The 18624-nt window shown below is 46.5% G+C and carries 17 protein-coding genes and 1 pseudogene; 15 read left to right on the top strand and 3 right to left on the bottom strand.

Features of this window, described 5'->3' with window-relative positions; genetic code table 11:
- The first annotated feature begins 47 nt into the window (after nucleotides 1-47).
- The 5 genes from ACMX2I_RS19675 to amj all read left to right on the top strand — a co-directional run bounded on the left by ACMX2I_RS19675 (nucleotide 48) and on the right by amj (nucleotide 3876).
- On the top strand, nucleotides 48-908 hold the full coding sequence (locus ACMX2I_RS19675) for an SDR family oxidoreductase (protein WP_414958084.1): 861 nt from the start codon (nucleotides 48-50) through the stop codon (nucleotides 906-908).
- A 15-nt stretch (nucleotides 909-923) separates the two neighbouring features.
- Nucleotides 924-1427 carry a D-lyxose ketol-isomerase gene (gene lyxE / locus ACMX2I_RS19670; protein ID WP_087993000.1) on the top strand — a complete coding sequence of 168 codons (504 nt, stop codon included), beginning with the start codon at nucleotides 924-926 and terminating at the stop codon, nucleotides 1425-1427.
- Nucleotides 1428-1514: 87 nt separating this feature from the next.
- Entirely contained in the window at nucleotides 1515-2066 is a 552-nt protein-coding gene (locus tag ACMX2I_RS19665; protein WP_394716824.1) for a GNAT family N-acetyltransferase, read from the top strand.
- Nucleotides 2067-2142: 76 nt separating this feature from the next.
- The gene (locus tag ACMX2I_RS19660) at nucleotides 2143-2565 is read left to right on the top strand and encodes a pyridoxamine 5'-phosphate oxidase family protein (protein ID WP_394716823.1); all 423 of its coding nucleotides are present in this window, start codon (nucleotides 2143-2145) and stop codon (nucleotides 2563-2565) included.
- 501 nt (nucleotides 2566-3066) lie between these two features.
- Nucleotides 3067-3876 carry a lipid II flippase Amj gene (amj, locus tag ACMX2I_RS19655; RefSeq protein WP_414958083.1) on the top strand — a complete coding sequence of 270 codons (810 nt, stop codon included), beginning with the start codon at nucleotides 3067-3069 and terminating at the stop codon, nucleotides 3874-3876.
- A gap of 35 nt (nucleotides 3877-3911) precedes the next feature.
- Here the strand turns inward: amj and ACMX2I_RS19650 are convergent, their stop codons facing one another.
- The 3 genes from ACMX2I_RS19650 to ACMX2I_RS19640 form a co-directional block, all read right to left on the bottom strand.
- Entirely contained in the window at nucleotides 3912-4202 is a 291-nt protein-coding gene (locus ACMX2I_RS19650) for a DUF3817 domain-containing protein (protein WP_019257503.1), read from the bottom strand.
- 102 nt (nucleotides 4203-4304) lie between these two features.
- Nucleotides 4305-4772 (bottom strand): DUF6773 family protein, encoded by a 468-nt coding sequence (locus ACMX2I_RS19645; RefSeq protein WP_414958082.1) that lies wholly within the window; start codon nucleotides 4770-4772, stop codon nucleotides 4305-4307.
- The gene (locus tag ACMX2I_RS19640) at nucleotides 4772-4972 is read right to left on the bottom strand and encodes a helix-turn-helix transcriptional regulator (RefSeq protein WP_414958081.1); all 201 of its coding nucleotides are present in this window, start codon (nucleotides 4970-4972) and stop codon (nucleotides 4772-4774) included. Before ACMX2I_RS19640 ends, ACMX2I_RS19645 begins: the two co-directional genes overlap by 1 nt.
- 152 nt (nucleotides 4973-5124) lie before the next feature.
- On the opposite strand from ACMX2I_RS19640, the gene lrpC reads away from it, so the two are divergent.
- The 10 genes and pseudogenes from lrpC (at nucleotide 5125) to ACMX2I_RS19590 (ending at nucleotide 18488) form a co-directional block, all read left to right on the top strand.
- Complete coding sequence (lrpC, locus tag ACMX2I_RS19635; RefSeq protein WP_394717015.1) at nucleotides 5125-5559, top strand: transcriptional regulator LrpC; 435 nt, start codon at nucleotides 5125-5127, stop codon at nucleotides 5557-5559.
- A gap of 64 nt (nucleotides 5560-5623) precedes the next feature.
- Nucleotides 5624-7810: a DNA topoisomerase III gene (locus ACMX2I_RS19630; RefSeq protein WP_414958080.1), complete on the top strand. Its 2187-nt coding sequence runs from the start codon at nucleotides 5624-5626 to the stop codon at nucleotides 7808-7810.
- A 202-nt stretch (nucleotides 7811-8012) separates the two neighbouring features.
- Nucleotides 8013-9101, top strand: coding sequence for a lipoprotein YdaJ (locus ACMX2I_RS19625; RefSeq protein WP_414958079.1), 1089 nt, complete (start codon nucleotides 8013-8015; stop codon nucleotides 9099-9101).
- On the top strand, nucleotides 9082-9933 hold the full coding sequence (locus tag ACMX2I_RS19620; RefSeq protein ID WP_414958078.1) for a diguanylate cyclase domain-containing protein: 852 nt from the start codon (nucleotides 9082-9084) through the stop codon (nucleotides 9931-9933). The genes ACMX2I_RS19625 and ACMX2I_RS19620 overlap by 20 nt, the downstream gene beginning before the upstream one ends.
- A gap of 10 nt (nucleotides 9934-9943) precedes the next feature.
- A complete protein-coding gene (locus tag ACMX2I_RS19615) occupies nucleotides 9944-11653 on the top strand; it encodes a DUF2334 domain-containing protein (RefSeq protein ID WP_414958364.1) in 1710 nt (569 codons plus the stop codon).
- On the top strand, nucleotides 11646-12908 hold the full coding sequence (locus ACMX2I_RS19610; protein ID WP_414958077.1) for a glycosyltransferase family 2 protein: 1263 nt from the start codon (nucleotides 11646-11648) through the stop codon (nucleotides 12906-12908). Before ACMX2I_RS19615 ends, ACMX2I_RS19610 begins: the two co-directional genes overlap by 8 nt.
- Nucleotides 12909-12913: 5 nt before the next feature.
- Nucleotides 12914-15025, top strand: a complete 2112-nt coding sequence (locus ACMX2I_RS19605; RefSeq protein ID WP_414958076.1) for a cellulose biosynthesis cyclic di-GMP-binding regulatory protein BcsB — start codon at nucleotides 12914-12916, stop codon at nucleotides 15023-15025.
- 138 nt (nucleotides 15026-15163) lie between these two features.
- A complete protein-coding gene (locus ACMX2I_RS19600) occupies nucleotides 15164-16006 on the top strand; it encodes a manganese catalase family protein (protein ID WP_394717023.1) in 843 nt (280 codons plus the stop codon).
- A 237-nt stretch (nucleotides 16007-16243) separates the two neighbouring features.
- Nucleotides 16244-16697: pseudogene (locus tag ACMX2I_RS19595) on the top strand (NUDIX hydrolase).
- A 66-nt stretch (nucleotides 16698-16763) separates the two neighbouring features.
- Nucleotides 16764-18488: a pyruvate oxidase gene (locus ACMX2I_RS19590; RefSeq protein ID WP_414958075.1), complete on the top strand. Its 1725-nt coding sequence runs from the start codon at nucleotides 16764-16766 to the stop codon at nucleotides 18486-18488.
- Nucleotides 18489-18624: the final 136 nt, after the last annotated feature.

The raw sequence follows: 18624 nt of genomic DNA, 5'->3' as shown, positions 1-18624 counted from the left end.
CTGAGGTACAAAACAAATAGACATGAAAACAAAGGAGGAGAATCATCATGGCCAATTATCCAAAAGAACTGCCGGCACAAACCCAAAATCGCCAGCCGGGGATTGAAAGTGAAATGAATCCAAGTCCGGTGTATGAGTACGAGGATTATAAAGGAGCGGATAAATTAAAAGGAAAAACAGCGCTCATTACAGGCGGCGACAGCGGGATCGGGCGCGCGGTATCCGTCGCTTACGCAAAGGAAGGCGCTGACATCGCCATTGTGTATAAGGATGAGCATGGGGACGCCGAAGAGACGAAGAAGCGTGTAGAACAAGAAGGCGTAAAATGCCTGCTGATCGCTGGTGATGTAGGCGAAGAGGATTTCTGCAATGAAGCGGTTGAAAAAACGGCCAAAGAACTTGGCGGCCTTGACATCCTTGTAAACAATGCCGGTGAACAGCATCCGAAGGAAAGCATCAAAGAGATTACGAGCGAACAGCTTCACCGCACATTCAAAACAAACTTTTATTCTCAATTTTATTTGACTAAAAAAGCAATTGATTACTTGAAATCGGGCAGCGCTATCATCAACACGACATCCATCAACCCATATCGGGGGAACCCGTCGCTGATTGATTATACAGCGACAAAAGGGGCGATCAATGCCTTTACAAGAACAATGGCGCAGGCGCTTGTCAAAGACGGCATTCGCGTCAATGCAGTCGCACCGGGTCCAATCTGGACACCGTTAATCCCATCTACGTTCTCTGAAGATAAAGTCGCTCAATTTGGACAAAATACGCCGATGGGCCGTCCGGGTCAGCCTGTTGAGCATGTCGGCTGTTATGTGCTGCTGGCTTCAGATGAGTCATCTTACATGACAGGCCAGACGCTGCATGTCAACGGCGGAGATTTTGTGACGACGTAAGAGGGAGTGAGACACATGAGCATCACGAAAGAGGAAGTGAACAGCTATTATCAAAAAGCCGGTATTGTATTAACGGATGAGGAAGTAGACCAAATCCAGCTAATGGACTACGGCTTAGGCAAAGAAAGAAAAGTCGGGCTCCAGCTCTTCGTCTACGTCAATACAGACCGTTATTGCTCAAAAGAACTGGTGCTGTTTCCTGAACAGACTTGCCCGGAACACCGCCATCCGCCGGTCGACGGCCAAGAAGGCAAGCAGGAGACATTCCGCTGCCGCTACGGAAAAGTGTATCTTTACGTAGAAGGCGAAAAAACGCAACTTCCAAAGGTTCTTCCGCCGCATGAGGACAGTGAACACTATACGGTCTGGCACGAAATTGAACTTGAACCGGGCGGGCAATACACGATTCCGCCGAACACAAAGCATTGGTTCCAAGCCGGGGAAGAAGGTGCCGTGGTGACGGAAATGTCTTCGACGAGCACAGATAAACATGATATCTTTACCGATCCAAGAATATAAGGATGAGGCTTAACAGCCCATCCTTTTTTGTATTGAAAAAAACGGAATCATCGTTATAATGGGTAAAAAAGGAAAGAGGGCGAGGGAATGTTCACCTGCAAGGTAAATGAGCGCATCACCATCCGATTATTGGAGCCAAAGGATGCGGAGCGGCTTGCCGAACTCATTATCCAAAATCAGGAGAGGCTTAGCAAGTGGCTGTTTTTTGCGGAAAATCCAAGCAGCGCTGAAACGTACAGAGAAACGATCATTCCAGATTGGCGGCGCCAGTATGCCGACCTGAACGGCATTGAGGCGGGGCTCCTTTATAACGGCAGCCTATGCGGCATGATCGGCCTGCATAACCTTGATCAAGTAAATCGAAAAGCGGAAATCGGATACTGGATTGCCAAAGAATATGAAGGCAAAGGCATCGTTACCGCTGCTTGCCGAACACTCATCACGTACGCTTTTGATGAGCTTGAGCTGAATCGCGTTGCTCTCTGTGCGGCTGTCGGAAACCAAAAAAGCAGAGCGGTCCCTAAGCGGCTCGGCTTTCAAGAGGAAGGAACGGCACGGGATGGCTTATTCATTGAAGGCAGGTATCATGACCTTGTTTATTACAGCTTGCTGAAGCGTGAATGGAAAGGATTAAAATAAAGGCGCATTTTCTTGTTTAAATCTTCCCCGGATGTGGAAAAGTAACAGCGGAGACGTTAAAAAGGAGTGATTCATGATGAATCAGCAAGACATTAAACAAAAGGTGCTTGATGTTCTAGATCATCACAAAGTAGGCTCGCTCGCAACGGTTCAAAAGGGCAAGCCGCATTCCCGCTACATGACTTTTTTCCATGATGGGCTGAAGATTTACACACCCACAAGCAAGGAAACACATAAAGCGGAAGAAATTGAGAACAACCCCAATGTCCATATTTTATTAGGCTATGATTGTGAAGGCTTTGGCGACGCGTATGTCGAAGTTGCCGGAAAAGCCAAAATCAACAATTCGGCAGAACTGAAGGACAAAATATGGAATCCTAAGCTAGAGCGTTGGTTTGACGGCAAGGATGACCCGAATCTGGTGATTCTTGAAATTGAACCGGAGGATATCAGATTAATGAATGCCGGAGAGAAAACGCCAGTCTCACTTGATTTATAAAAAGTTGTAATTGCAGGGGCGATATGTTATCATGAATAGCTAAGCAAGAAATAAGCAAATAAAAAAGAAAGTAAACTTCTTTTTTCTGTTTTGAGAGAGAAGCTTTACCGCTTCCCAAGCAGCACATCAGCTGCCCTTATTCTTTTCCTTCATAACAAATCGCCCCTAACGATGAGATGGAAAAAAGACTTTTTTGTTTTACAATTCACACCGGCGCGGCTTCGGAGCCGCAGTGACGATTGAGAGGTAGGGCTTTCGTTGTCTTGTGTTCAAGAAAATTCCATGGTGTTTACTTTCCAGAATGATTCTACGGAACAATGCTTCATGAATCTAACCGCCCGATTTGGCGGATCATATAATCTTTATTTGCCTATAGAAAAGAATAAGACAAACCGCTCGGCGTACGCCGGCGGTTTTTTTATTGTGAAAAGCACATCGCATTGAAACCTGCTCGTCTTCTTTCCAGTCTTATCTCTAGGATGAAATTGGAGGAAGAATAACGTGCATGTCATGACAACACAAGTGCTTTTTATTTTCTGTTTTTTATTACTGATTCACTCGATAGAAACCTTAGCCTACGCCACCAGGCTTTCCGGAGCCCGCGTTGGATTTATTGCGTCCGCGCTTTCCCTGTTTAATGTCATGGTCATCGTGTCCAGAATGTCGAACATGGTGCAGCAGCCCTTTACCGGACATTTAATTGATGATGCGGGAAAAAACGCACTGGCGATTGTCGCCGGGCAGTTCCGCTTCTTGATATTCGGATCGACAGTCGGCACCCTTCTGGGCATTATCCTGCTCCCGTCTTTTGTCGCTTTATTTTCACGGGCGATTATTCACTTGGCGAGCGGCGGCGGCTCTGTTTTGCAAGTGTTCCAAAAGGGATTCTCGAAGCAAGGTTTCAAAAATGCCCTTTCCTATTTGCGTCTGCCGTCTCTTTCGTATGTAAAAGGATTTCATATCCGCTTGATACCGAAGCGATTGTTTGTTATCAACATGCTGATCACATCCATATATACGATCGGTGTGCTTTCGGCTTTGTACGCAGGCCTTCTGGCTCCGGAACGCAGCACGACAGCCGTCATGGCATCGGGTTTAATCAACGGAATTGCGACGATGTTGCTGGCGGTTTTTGTTGACCCAAAGGTATCCGTTCTTGCCGATGATGTGGCAAAAGGAAAACGAAGCTATACGTATTTAAAATGGACCTCTGTCACGATGGTCACATCAAGAGTGGCGGGGACACTCCTCGCCCAGCTGATGTTTATTCCGGGCGCCTACTATATCGCGTGGCTGACAAAGTGGTTGTAATAAGAAAGGCTGGACCATATAGATCCAGCCTTTTGTTATTTATATTTTCTTAACCCGCGGTCGTACAAAAAGTTTCCGAATGGGACAAAAGCGGCGATAAAGCCGGCGGCTGACCATTTCAGCGGCCATTTGACAGAGAAGGCCGCATACGCCAAGACAAGCAAATACAAAATGAACAATCCGCCGTGAACCGAACCGACAATGGTCACCGCAAGCGGAAGGCCTGCCCAATATTTCAGCGGCATGGCGATGAACAGCAGGATTAAGAGTGACATTCCTTCAATAAAACCCATCGTGCGAAGTCTTCCGATCGGTGTTTGCAGCATAAATCGCCCTCCTTGTGGACACGTTTTCATACTATATGATAAACAATCCGGAGAGCCATATGGCGGCTTTCAGAAAATGTTCGAAAAACATTCATTTTTATCCTACTTGTCGTCTGACAAATCTTTATTTTTAAGGAAAGATCTGCGAAGGCTTAAAAAGTTGAGCATAAAATAAAAGAAGAAAAATAGAACTGTGAGTATGAGAGCGTCCAGCCACTCGTTAAGAGTACGAGGAACGTCTGTAAACAAGATAGTGATGATGAAAAATATCACACCTGATGTAACACTCACTGCTATTATTTCTTTTCTTTTTTTTCGGTAGGCTGCTTTAGTGGCAATATCGGGGTGCTCAAGCCCTGATAATAGATAGCGAATGAGGATATATCCTGCGAAGAGGGCAAATCCTATTCCACTTACCATGTACTCTATCGGTTCACGGTGAAGAATAAAACCTCTGATAATGAGATCTGCCAGCATTAAGGCGGCCAGTAAAAATCCTGCTTCTCCATAAAATTGTTTCATTTTTCTTTCGATATATTCATCTCTAAAATTGAAAAATAAATGCTTCATTAATGGCCATCTCCTTCCCAAAATAACTGATCCAGTGTCTTATCGAGCGCTTGTGCAATAGCAATGCAGAGCTGTAGTGTCGGATTGTACTTGCCTTTTTCAATTAATCCGATGGTTTGTCTGGTTACTTTAATCTGTTGTGCTAATTGAGCTTGGGTCCACCCCTTTTCCACCCGTGCTAGTTTTACCCGATTTGTCATCTGTCCACCTCTATGCAATTTATATATTACTAAATGTAAATTATATATTACAATTTGTTTTGTATATAGTCAATAAAAACCAAATCTTTTACTTGTCATTTACAAAAATACCCGAGATAATGTGAACAAAATCATAAAAGAAGGATGTTGACATGAAACTTGATCAGGTTGATCTGAAAATCATTGAGGAGCTGAAAAAGGACAGCCGTTTGTCGATGAGGGAATTAGGCAGGAAAATTAAGCTGTCGCCGCCATCCGTGACAGAACGGGTGAGGCAGCTTGAATCGTTCGGCGTCATTAAGCAATACACACTAGAGGTCGATCAGAAAAAACTGGGGCTCCCCGTTTCCTGCATTGTGGAAGCAACCGTCAAAAACGCGGATTACGAGCGGTTCAAAAGCTATATTCAAACATTGCCGAATATCGAATTTTGTTACCGGATTGCCGGCGCGGCCTGCTATATGCTGAAAATCAACGCTGAAAGCCTTGAAGCGGTAGAAGATTTTATAAACAAAACATCGCCATACGCGCAAACCGTCACTCACGTTATTTTCTCGGAAATCGACACGAAAAACGGGCGCGGTTAGAGAGTGCTTGTTCAAGTCTGTTATAATAAAAGGATGAGCGTGAAAGAAAGAGAAGTGATCAAGCATGTCAAAAACAGTTGTATTAGCTGAAAAACCTTCAGTCGGCCGGGATTTGGCCCGGGTGCTGAAGTGCCATAAAAAAGGAAACGGTTATCTCGAAGGCGATCAATATATTGTTACATGGGCTTTAGGCCACTTGGTAACACTTGCTGATCCGGAAGGCTATGGAAAAGAATTTCAATCATGGCGTCTGGAGGATCTGCCGATTATCCCTGAGCCCCTAAAGCTTGTGGTGATCAAAAAAACCGGAAAACAGTTCAATGCGGTCAAATCCCAGCTTATCCGTAAAGACGTCAATCATATTGTCATCGCGACTGATGCAGGCCGGGAAGGGGAGCTTGTTGCGCGCTGGATCATTGAAAAAGCGAATGTCAAAAAGCCGATCAAGCGGCTGTGGATTTCATCTGTGACAGATAAAGCGATCAAGGAAGGCTTTCAAAAGCTGCGCAACGGCAAAGAATATGAAAATCTGTATCATTCTGCCGTCGCCAGAGCGGAAGCGGATTGGATTGTGGGAATTAACGCGACCCGTGCGCTCACCACAAAATTCAATGCCCAGCTCTCCTGCGGCCGTGTGCAGACACCGACGCTTGCCATGATTGCAAAGCGTGAAGCCGACATTCAAGCGTTTACGCCGGTTCCATACTACGGCATCCGCGCGGCGGTTGATGGCATGACGCTGACCTGGCAGGATCAAAAAACAAAGCAGACGAGAACGTTCAATCAAGACGTAACAAGCCGGTTGCTAAAAGACCTCGACGGAAAGCAAGCGGTCATTGCTGAGCTGAAAAAAACAGCGAAAAAAAGCTTCGCGCCTGCGCTCTATGATTTAACGGAGCTGCAGCGCGACGCCCACAAACGCTTCGGATTTTCCGCCAAAGAAACGCTTTCTGTGCTGCAAAAGCTGTATGAGCAGCATAAGCTCGTCACATATCCGCGGACAGACTCAAGATTTTTATCCAGTGATATCGTTCCGACGTTAAAAGACCGTCTGGAAGGTATGGAAGTAAGACCGTATGCCCAATATGTCAATCAAATTAAAAAACGCGGCATCAAATCCCACAAAGGCTACGTCAATGACGCGAAGGTGTCAGACCACCACGCGATTATCCCGACCGAGGAGCCGCTCGTTCTCAGCAGTCTAAGCGATAAAGAACGAAAGCTGTACGACCTGATTGCGAAACGTTTCCTTGCTGTGTTAATGCCGGCATTCGAATATGAGGAAACAAAGGTCATCGCAGAAATCGGCGGAGAAACTTTTACGGCGAAAGGTAAAACCGTACAGTCGCAAGGGTGGAAAGCCGTTTATGATATGGCGGATGAAGATGACGAGCAGGAGGATGACAGAGATCAGACACTCCCTGCACTTCAAAAAGGCGATTCTCTTGCCGTGCGCGCCTTAACTGAAACAAGCGGCCAAACGAAGCCGCCTGCCCGCTTCAACGAAGGGACCCTGCTGTCAGCGATGGAAAACCCAAGCGCCTTTATGCAGGGAGAAGAAAAAGGCCTCGTCAAAATGCTTGGTGAAACAGGCGGCCTCGGCACGGTGGCAACGCGTGCCGATATTATTGAAAAACTGTTCAACAGCTTTTTAATAGAGAAAAAAGACAAAGATATTTTTATTACTTCTAAAGGAAAACAGCTCCTGCAGCTTGTTCCGGAGGATTTGAAATCACCTGCCTTAACGGGTGAATGGGAGCAAAAGCTGTCAGCGATCGCCGCCGGGAAATTGAAATCGGCTGTCTTTATTAAAGACATGAAGGCTTACGCTAACCAAACAGTAAAAGAAATCAAAAACAGCAGCCAGACTTTCAGACACGACAACATCACGGGAACCGCATGTCCGGAATGCGGCAAAATGATGCTGAAAGTAAACGGCAAACGCGGCACGATGCTTGTGTGCCAAGACCGTGAATGCGGAAGCAGAAAAACGGTTGCCCGAAAAACAAACGCGCGCTGCCCGAACTGCCATAAAAAAATGGAGCTTCGCGGCCAAGGCGAGGGCCAGACCTTCGCGTGTGTCTGCGGTCACCGTGAGAAACTGTCCGTATTCGAAAAACGAAAAAACAAAGATAAAGGACGCGCTTCCAAACGGGACGTTTCCTCTTATATGAAAAAACAAAATAATAAAGATGAGCCGATTAACAACGCGCTGGCAGAACAGCTGAAGAAACTCGGTTTGGATAAATAACCGAAAAACCTGTGCATACCGCACAGGTTTTTCTATTAGACTTAGGTCCTGATTTTTAAATGTTTAAAAAGGAAAAAAAAAGCTAGCAATCCGCATTTTTTTCTTTTATAGTAAATGTAATTTGTAACATGGCAGTCATACTTTCGTCTATATATATTTGTGAGCGTCTGATTCGCTTCAGGCGACAAAGGGGGATTTGCCTGTGAGGCATTTGTTAATAGCTGTCATCTTATTCTTTTTATCTATCGGACTTTCCGCAGGGTGTGCCGAGGCTGGAAATAAGACCCAAAATCTGTCGGCGGCAGAAGTGAACGCCAGTCCGCTTCAGCCGGCGGAGTATTTCATTTATCACAATCTAATGAATGGCCAAGGGCTGATCAAAACCGATTTTTCGGACCAGCCTTCTTATTTATCAGAATCACTCGGCCTGTGGATGGCGTTTTTGGTCAGCAAAAATGACGCCCCGCATTTTCAGGAGCAATATCAGCATCTGACTGATTCATTTCTGATGAGCAATCACTTGGTGACGTGGAAGATTCAAAATGGCCAAGCGAGCGGAACGAATGCGCTGATAGATGATATGAGAATTATGCTGTCCCTTGACCAAGCCGCCGCCAAATGGGGCCGCAGCGACTACGCGCAAACGGCCCGGGATATCGGCACGGCTTTGAAGACATACAATATGAACAACGGGTTATTTACAGACTTTTACGACTCACAGGCCGCTTCAAAGGATGTGACGCTTTCATACGTCATGCCCGATGCGTTAGCTGTCTTAAAGAAGAATGGAATTATAGACGAGGGAACAGAACAGCGGAATGCCAATGTTCTCTATTCGGCTCCTTTAAAAAATGGCTTTCTGCCAAAGGTATACAGCTCGGAGACAAAGGAATACACATATGATAGTGAGATCAATCTGATAGATCAGCTGTACGCTGCTTGGCACTTGCCGGAAGGGGATGAAAAAGCCGCTGTTTTAGCGGCCTGGATCAAGCAGGAATTTCAGACACACGGAAAGCTGTACGGACGATATTCGGCAGATACGAAGGAGCCTGCCGTCAAATATGAGTCGCCATCCGTATACGCATTAGCCGTATTGTTTTTAACAAAACAATATGAAGACAGTTCAGTCACCAAAGCCATATATGACAGAATGAATGACTTTGAAATTCTTGATCCGGTGAAATCGTATTATGGAGGCTATATGAGCGGCGCTCAGACGCATTCTTTTGACAATCTGCTGCCGCTGTTAGCCGAAAGGAAGCTTTTTAATGAAAATATCATTCAATGAATCACAAAAATTATTTGCTTATTTTTCAGGGCTCGTCGCAGCCCTGTCTCTGTTTATTTATTATGTGTCAGCCCAGCAATCGGAAGGCGCTCTGATCCTTTGCATCACGTTTGTTGTCATCGCCGCAGGCATATGGTTCGGCCCGATTTACGCGCTGGCGGTGACCTTAATCGTCCTCTTTGTTCTCGGCACCTTAATGATGTTTTTCCAGACTGGACAGGCTGCGCTGTTTCCGGCTGAGGAAGGGCTGCGAATACTTATCGTGTGGGGAATCGCTCTTTTGTTGTTTTCTTTTATATCGGGAAGAATTCATGATATTGCCGCAGAGCTAAGGCATTCAGTTGCACGGCTTCAAGCCGAAATCAAAAGCTTTGTCGCTGTTGACAGAGTGACCGGATTTGATAACAAGCAGAGGATGAAGCTGGAACTTTCAGAAGAAATCAAGCGGGCGGAGCGCTACGGCAACTCTTTCGTGTTTTTGCTGCTTCATATGCATTACTTCAAAGAGTTTAAGTCTTTGTACGGTGAAAAAGAAACGGACCGCCTTTTCCAATATGTCAGTCAGCAAATTAGGACAAGCGTCCGGGAAACGGATAAGAAGTTCCGCCCCTCTGACGAGCGTATCGGGATTGTGCTGACGCACACGCCCGCTGAACATATGCCGGCCGTCCTGACAAAGCTGAAAAAACAATTGGACACGTATCAGCTGGAAAATGGAAAGTATGTGTCGCTCACGTTCCATGTCTGTCATTTGCCTTACCGCAAAGATATCAAAACAGCCGATCACTTTTTAGAAGAACTGGAAAACGAGATGATGATGAATGAACTATAAAGGAATCACGCTGCTCTGCATCACAATGCTTCTGCTTACAGCTATTGCGTCCTTTCCCGTTTCCGTACAAGCGAAGGAGCGGGATGCCGGCATTCTCATCATCTATTCAACCTTGGACGGCAAAGAGTCGTCTCAAGTCAAAATGCTCGATTTGCTTGCGGGCCACTTTACATCCCATGTGACAGTCAAAAAAGATTCGGATGTGAAAGCGTCCGATTTCAAAGGCAAAGACCATGTGATGTATTACGGCCAAACGAAAAGAAAGCTCAGCAAAAAACTGGTGTCTCTGATCAGCAGCGTTAAAACACCTGTTGTGGCCATCGGCTATAACGCAGGCCAAATCAGCCAATTTTCCGGGCTTTCATTAATCAGCAAAGAACATGTATATCAGGTTCACAGCAGGTCGGAAAAGGCCGATGTGTCTCTGGAGAGCGGGCTTAACGTGCTGAGCGTATCAGGCCTGAAAGGAAAGTCGCTTTATACCTTTAAAGCCGATGACGGCAAAACGCATTCTTTTATATGGAAAACAAAAAAAGCGAATGTGTACATTGGATTAACGAATTTGTTAAATGACAATTTGATCGTGGCGAAACAGCTCAGAGAAGCTTTCGGAGAGGAGGCGGGGACAACGTTATTGTATTTGCGTCTCGAGGATATCAGCCCGATGTCTGATGAAAAATTGCTGCTTCAAGCCGGTACATATCTGCATAAGAGGCATGTTCCTTTTATCCTGGCAGTGATTCCGGTTTACTTGAATCCGGAAACTGGCGACAAAGTGTATTTGTCTGATAAACCGGAGATGGTCAAGGTGCTGAAAAAGCTGCAAAGCATGGGCGGCAGTATCATTGTCCACGGCTATACACACGCCTACCGCTACAGTGAAACGGGAGAGGGCTTTGAATTCTGGGATGCAAAGGCGGATCAGCCGATTACATCTGGAAATGCCGAAGCCACCCCATCCATTCTGGAAAAAGAACGGGACTTTCCGAGCGAACAAGCTTATAACAGCTATTTAAAACCATTTCGTGAAAAGGAAGAAACGTATACAAAGCAAAAACTGACGCGTGCGATTGAGAATTTGACATCATCGGGTCTCTACCCGCTGGCGTTTGAAGCGCCGCATTACACGATGTCCGAATATGGCTATCAAATCGCCTCGCAGTATTTTACAAGCATTTTCGGGCAGGTCCAGCTCAGCGGCACAACGTGGAAAACATCCGGTGCGTCTCCATATGTGACAACTCCTTCAATGCTGCACGGTATGACACTGTATCCGGAAACGATCGGCTTTGTCGATACATCAAAACAAAACCCGCTCGGCGATATGGAGGAGCACATCGCCCAGATGATTGATTTTGAAGGCGGAGTAGCCGGCGGGTTTTATCACCCGTATCTTGGAATGAAATATCTGCCGGAGCTGGTTGATCAGATGGAACGCATTCCAGACAGTGAATGGCTGGATTTAAAGAAAACGAAACAAACCGTCAAAACAGACAAAGTTGAAATTCATACAAGCGGTGACGGAACGATTCAGGTCCAAAACGGCGTAAGCGCCATTGACGAGTTTTTCGATCATCATCGGCAAACTCCTCTGGAAAAGGCGTTATGGATTCTCTCCGCGATTGTGCTCTTATTTGTCGTCATGTTTGTCAGTTATACGTTTTACTTGAGAGCCACATTGAAAAAACGAATTTTTAAGGAGAGAAGAAGCCTTGGGTAATACGCTGTTCTTTATCTCACTAAGTTTAATTTGGGTCATGCTTCTCTACCACATGTTTCTCATGCAGGGCGGGTTCCGCCACTATATGACCTTCGAGCGGAATATCCCGAAGTGGAGAGAAAACATGAAGGAGCTGCCAAAGGTCAGTGTCCTTATCCCGGCGCATAACGAAGAGGTTGTGATTCGGAAGACGCTGAAGGCGATGGTCAACCTTTATTATCCGAAGGACCGGCTGGAGATCATCGTCGTTAATGATAATTCATCAGACCGGACGGGTGATATCGTCAATGAATTTTCCGAGACGTACGATTTCATCAAAATGGTGATCACGAAGCCGCCAAACGCAGGAAAAGGCAAATCCTCCGCGCTTAACTCTGGTTTTGCCGAATCGAACGGCGATGTGATCTGTGTATATGACGCCGACAACACGCCTGAGAAAATGGCCGTGTATTACCTCGTTCTCGGCCTGATGAATGACGAAAAGGCAGGCGCCGTGGTTGGGAAATTCCGCGTCATTAATGCGGCAAAAACGCTGCTGACGAAGTTTATTAATATCGAAACGATCTGTTTTCAGTGGATGGCCCAAGGAGGCAGATGGAAGTGGTTCAAAATCGCCACGATCCCGGGCACCAACTTCGCGATCCGCAGAAGCATTATCGAAAAGCTCGGGGGCTGGGATGACAAAGCGCTTGCTGAGGATACCGAGCTGACCATCCGGGTGTATAATCTCGGCTATCACATCCGCTTTTTCCCTGCCGCCATCACTTGGGAGCAGGAGCCGGAAACGTGGAAGGTGTGGTGGCGCCAGCGCACCAGATGGGCACGCGGCAATCAATATGTCGTACTGAAATTTTTGGCGCAGTTTTTCAAACTGAAACGAAAACGGATTATCTTTGATTTGTTTTATTTTTTCTTTACGTACTTCCTGTTTTTCTTTGGCGTGATCATGTCAAATACGATATTTGTCGTCAATTTGTTTTATGATTTGCATTTATCGGTCGGTTTTTTGGCCATGGTCCTCTGGATCTTGGCGTTCTTCTTATTTATGACAGAGGTCATGATTACGTTGAGCATTGAAAAAACAGAAATGAACAGGCAAAACTTTTTTATCGTATTTCTCATGTACTTTACATACTCGCAGGCATGGATTGTGCTCGTTATCTATTCTTTATTCGTAGAAATCAAGCACCGTTTATTCAAGCAGGAGGTCAAATGGTACAAAACAGAACGATACAATCAACATAAAAGCGGGTGACCTTTTTGAAACAAATAATGATTTTTCTCACAAGCTTCATGCTTCTGGCGATGACCGGACAAGCGGCTTTAGCCAAAGAGGTGCAGGTCAGCGGTTCGCTTCTCGGAAAAAGCAGCCAAGAACAAGCCAAACAGCAGGTGCTGACAAGCGACCTGATGACACTGTACGGATCAAAAGACAGCGCGGAGCTGACGTATCAGATTCCGGCAGGCGCCTCTTCCGGCAATCAGCAATTGGTGATTGAATACGAGGCTTCAAATCTTTTAATTTCTCCATCATCGTTAACGGCTGTCATTGACGACGAACCAGTCAAAACGGTAAAGCTTAATGGTGATTCAAAACGGAAAACATTGAAGCTGAACCTGACTAAAAGCCAGTCTGCCCAAGGCTATCACAACGTATCGCTGAAATTTTACGGTGTAATGAAAGAGGGCGTCTGCGTCAGACAGGATACGTCCGGAAACTGGATCAAAATTTACCCGGACAGCCGCCTGACGCTGGCGGACAGCAGTGAAGCGAAGGGAACGACGCTGGACCATTATCCATATCCTTTCGCCCAATCGGGAAATACAGCCGAGGAAACCGCCATCGTCATTCCGGACGACCCAAGTTCGGCGGAAATTGAAGCAGCAGTGAAAACAGAAGGCTATTTGAAAACGGCCGACAGCAGTGTCACCATTTCGTATGTCACGGAATCTGAACTGAAGAAAATCGACAAGCCGACGATTTTCATCGGAGTGGACAAGCATTGGAACGGAAAGGTGAAAAAGCTGATGAAACAAGCCGGCTTACAGGCAAAAGGAGAAAAACTCCTGCTTGCGGAGCGGGTGCTGAAAGCAGAGAGCAAGCAGCAGCCGGTTCTGTTTGCGCAAGCCGCATCCGATGACGTGCTCACTGAAAAAATCAGTGTCATTACGGATCAGACTTATACAGGCCAGCTCAGCGGCGATACACTCTCAATCAGCAAGCTTAAGCAGGCTGAAAAAAAAGAAAGCAATAGGCTGACCCTCAAGAATTTTGGAGTGGATGATATCACAATTGGAGCTGACAAAACATCTTCAGCACATTACTTTTATCCTGCAGCGGCGGTTTTAGATGAAAACCAATCAGCGAAGCTGTCGCTTAAGCTGAAAAAGTCCGAAACGATTCAAGCTTCAACGGCCGAAAACGAATCGGCTGCTCAGGCTGCAGAGCTGAAGGTCATGATCAACGGCCAGCCGCACTCGGTCCGGCTTGATGATTTAGGAAAAGAAGATAAAAACGGATTCTATCATGCCATGGTAAAAGTGGATCCTAAGCTGCTGCAGAAAAACCGATACATTGATATTCAATTCGTCACAACTGGGCTAAAGGAAAATAATCCTTGCAACACCGCTGACGAAGAAAAGTGGGTCTTTATCGATAAAAACAGTACATTGTCTTACACCGTCAAAGGCATGTCTCCGTCAGCGGATTTTCAAGAGTGGCCGCTTCCTTACGCCGGAAATCAGGAACAGGCAACGTTGATCGTGATTCCTGACGCCGTGAGCCAATCGAAGCTAGAGGAGCTTTCTCTCGTAACAGAGTCCTTTGGCAGCGAAGCGCAGCATTCATATTCGGTGAAGAAATCATCCGATGTAACAGCGAATGATACAAAAGGACGGAATCTTATTTTCATCGGAAGCATCAATCAATTTTCTCTTCTGAAGGAGAAATCTTCAGAATTGCTTGTGCCGCAAGTGAAGAACGGCTCGTTTGATGTATCAGGATTTGAGATGCTGAATGAGACAACAAAACAAGTGGCGTTTACCCAAGCATCTCTTTGGGATACAAGCTACACAATGGCTGTCTTTGCACCGTCAAAAGGAAAAGGCGCGGCCGTCACGAAAGAAATCATCAACTATCTCAACAGCACCGATGACTCGGCAACCGTCGTCAATGAAACAACCAGCCAGCAGGTGTTTACTAATCACCAGCAGCTCAAATCAGAAGCAAACAGTGCCAGTGAAGAACAGCTATCACAAGAGAATGGCCAGAAATGGCTGTATATTGGTGTGCTGGCACTCATTATGATGATTGCGGCAGTGTTCATTTGGATTGCCGTACGACGCAGAAAAAGAAAGACAGACAGGGGATAGCACATGAAGAATGATGTCCCTAATAGTCATTCATTTGGATACAACACTCATACAGAGTGTTGTATTTTTTTAGGGCCTATACATGAAAACAGAAAATACCGCCATCCTAAAGCGTAAAGATGAATTGGAGGGATATAGATGTTTTTCCATGTGAAAGAGTTACAATATAATGCCAAACCTGACCGGCCAGACCCCGTTTACGCGAAAAAATTGCAAGAAATATTAGGCGGACAGTTCGGTGAAATTTCTGTCATGATGCAGTATTTATTTCAAGGCTGGAACTGCAGAGCTGATCAAAAATACCGTGACATGCTTCTTGATATCGGCACAGAAGAAATTGCCCATGTGGAAATGCTGGCAACGATGATAGCTCAGCTGCTTGATAAAGCGCCAATTGAAGAACAAGAGCAAATGGCTAAAGATCCCGTCATTGGAGCTGTAATGGGAGGGATGAATCCCCAGCATGCCATCGTAGGAGGTTTAGGGGCTAAACCAGATGATAGTGTGGGATACCCTTGGACAGCCCGATATACCATTGCAAGCGGAAATCTGCTCGCCGATTTCCGTGCAAACCTTAATGCTGAATCGCAAGGCAGGCTGCAAGCTGTCCGTCTATATGAAATGACAGATGATAAAGGTGTGAGGGATATGCTGTCCTTCTTGATCGCGAGGGACACGATGCATCAAAATCAATGGCTGGCGGCCATTCAAGAATTAGAGGAACGTGAAGGCGTAGTTGTCCCAAGTACATTTAATCGTGAATACGAAAAACAAGAAGTTTCCTATTCATTCATGGACTGCTCTAAAGGAACTGAAAGCCAAAGCGGCCGCTGGGCGTCAGGGACTAGTATGGATGGAAAAGGGAATTTCGAATATGTTGGGGAGCCTGAGGCTATGGGCCAAAAACCAGTGCTCAAGCCGGCGCCTCCGTACGTTCACGGCACAATGCCGGCCGACGGCGCATCATCGCTGGAACATTAACGAAACATTATTGGCTGCCAACCATGTCTTGGCAGCTGGTTATTGCTAACGTGATGATTGAAAAAACGGGCCGGCATACCATCCTTTACAGCCAATCGGCCTTCTTTCTCAGAGTCCGCTGTTGTGAAAAAAAGGACATAATGATTGCCGCACTGCCGTATCATTTTAAAAAGGAAAGCAACTATGACCAAGGGGAAAACGACCTTGGTCTTTTTTGCGTGAAAAGGAGAATTGGCAATGTATACGCAAGGTTCGTTTGTCATTGTATCGAATGAAAAACATCAGATTCTGCTGGTGAAACGAAAGGACGTCCCTTTATGGGATCTGCCGGGCGGCAGGGTCGATCGATCCCGGGGAAACGGCTGAGGCAGCGGCAGTCCGGGAGGTGTTGGAAGAGACGGGATACAACGCAGCGCTTTCTGCGAAAATAGGTGTCTACCAAAGGCCGAAGTTTCAAGATGAACAGCACGTGTTTACCGGACACATAACAGGCGGACAAGCGATAACGAGCGGCATGGAGACAGCGGATTTGAAGTGGTTTTCTCCGCAGCGTTTGCCGCTATTTATAGTGCCGAACCGAAAAAGGCAAATCAAAGATTTTATGAGCGGCTCTCTAGACGCAGCCGTCACTCTCAAGGACAGCGGCATGCTTGCGGCGATTGGCATGTTGAAAAGAAGACTGGGCAAGTGATAAAGGTCTCCGGGTTTTAAAGAAGCTCTCCTGTGGTATTGAAAATAGGAAAAAGGAGGATACGTCATGGCACACAAAACTGCAGGACAAGCAATGACAGAACTGCTTGAACAATGGGGAGTTGATCATGTATACGGCATCCCCGGAGACAGTATCAATGAGTTTATTGAAGAATTAAGGCACGAAAGAAATCAATTGAAATTCATTCAAACCCGCCATGAAGAGGTGGCTGCGCTGGCTGCCGCGGCTGAGGCAAAACTCACCGGCAAAATCGGCGTCTGCCTGTCGATCGCAGGGCCGGGGGCGGTGCACTTATTAAATGGTTTATATGATGCCAAAGCGGACGGCGCCCCTGTGCTGGCGATTGCAGGACAGGTTTCATCAGGCGAAGTCGGACGGGATTATTTTCAGGAAATCAAGCTTGAGCAAATGTTTGAAGACGTGGCAGTATTCAACAGAGAGGTACATAGCGCGGAATCACTGCCGGATCTCTTGAATCAGGCGATCCGCACCGCCTGCAGCAAAAAAGGCGTTGCGGTATTGAGCGTGTCAGATGATTTGTTCGCGGAGAAAATCAAACGCGAGCCCGTATACACGTCACCAGTGTATATTGAAGGGAACCTTGAACCGAAAAAAGAACAGCTCATCACTTGCGCGCAATATATAAATAACGCCAAGAAGCCGATTATTTTGGCGGGGCAGGGAATGAAAAAGGCGAAACGTGAGCTGCTGGAATTTGCGGACAAAGCCGCGGCCCCGATCGTTGTCACGCTCCCGGCAAAAGGCGTTGTTCCCGATAAGCACCCGCATTTTCTCGGCAACCTCGGGCAGATCGGCACAAAGCCGGCTTACGAGGCAATGGAGGAATGTGATTTATTAATCATGCTCGGAACTTCATTCCCATATCGCGATTATTTGCCTGATGACACGCCGGCGATCCAGCTTGATTCAGATCCGGCGAAAATCGGAAAACGCTATCCGGTAACAGCGGGTCTTGTCTGCGATTCGGTTCACGGCCTGCGCGAATTGACAGAGTTTATTGAACGGAAGGAAGACAGAAGGTTTCTGGAAGCCTGCACTGAACATATGCAGCATTGGTGGAACGAAATTGAAAAAGATGAGACAGAGGCGGCAACACCGCTCAAACCCCAGCAGGTCGTGGCGCGTCTTGAGGAAGCGGCAGCCGATGATGCGGTGCTTTCTGTAGATGTCGGCACTGTGACAGTCTGGATGGCGCGTCATTTCAAAATGAAAGCAAACCAGGATTTCATCGTTTCCAGTTGGCTTGCGACAATGGGCTGCGGCCTGCCGGGAGCAATCGCGTCAAGCTTGTCGGAACCGGAGCGCCAGGCGATCGCCGTCTGCGGGGACGGGGGCTTTTCCATGGTCATGCAGGATCTCCCGACCGCCGTCAAATACAAACTCCCGCTCACCGTTGTCATTTTAAACAACGAAAATCTCGGCATGATCGAGTACGAGCAGCAGGTGAAGGGCAATATCGACTATGTCACCAAACTTCAAAATGTCGACTATGCCGCATTTGCAGAAAGCTGCGGAGCAAAGGGCATCAAGGTGACTAAAGCGGAAGAGCTTGCGCCCGCTTTCCATGAAGCGTTACACGCTGGCCAGCCGGTCGTAGTGGACGTCATGATCGGAAACGAACCGCCGCTGCCTGGCAAAATCACCTACGGGCAGGCAAAAGGCTTCAGCAAATACATGCTGAAAAATTTCTTCGAAAACCAAAAAATCGAAATGCCGTCACTGAAGAAAAGTTTAAAACGGTTATTCTAAAAAAACAGGGGCCTCGTGAGACCCCTGTTTTTTAGGTGTTGGAAATAAATGGACTGTAAGTTATCATAGCATTATATTGAATGATAGGAGGAAAGCATGTTTGAATCCATAAAATTAGTGATGTACGTATTGGGAT

Origin of the sequence: Bacillus sp. SW14, assembly GCF_047608225.1 — a bacterium.
Classification (GTDB): Bacteria; Bacillota; Bacilli; order Bacillales; family Bacillaceae; genus Bacillus; species Bacillus subtilis_G.
This window is presented reverse-complemented; position numbering and strand designations above follow the sequence as displayed.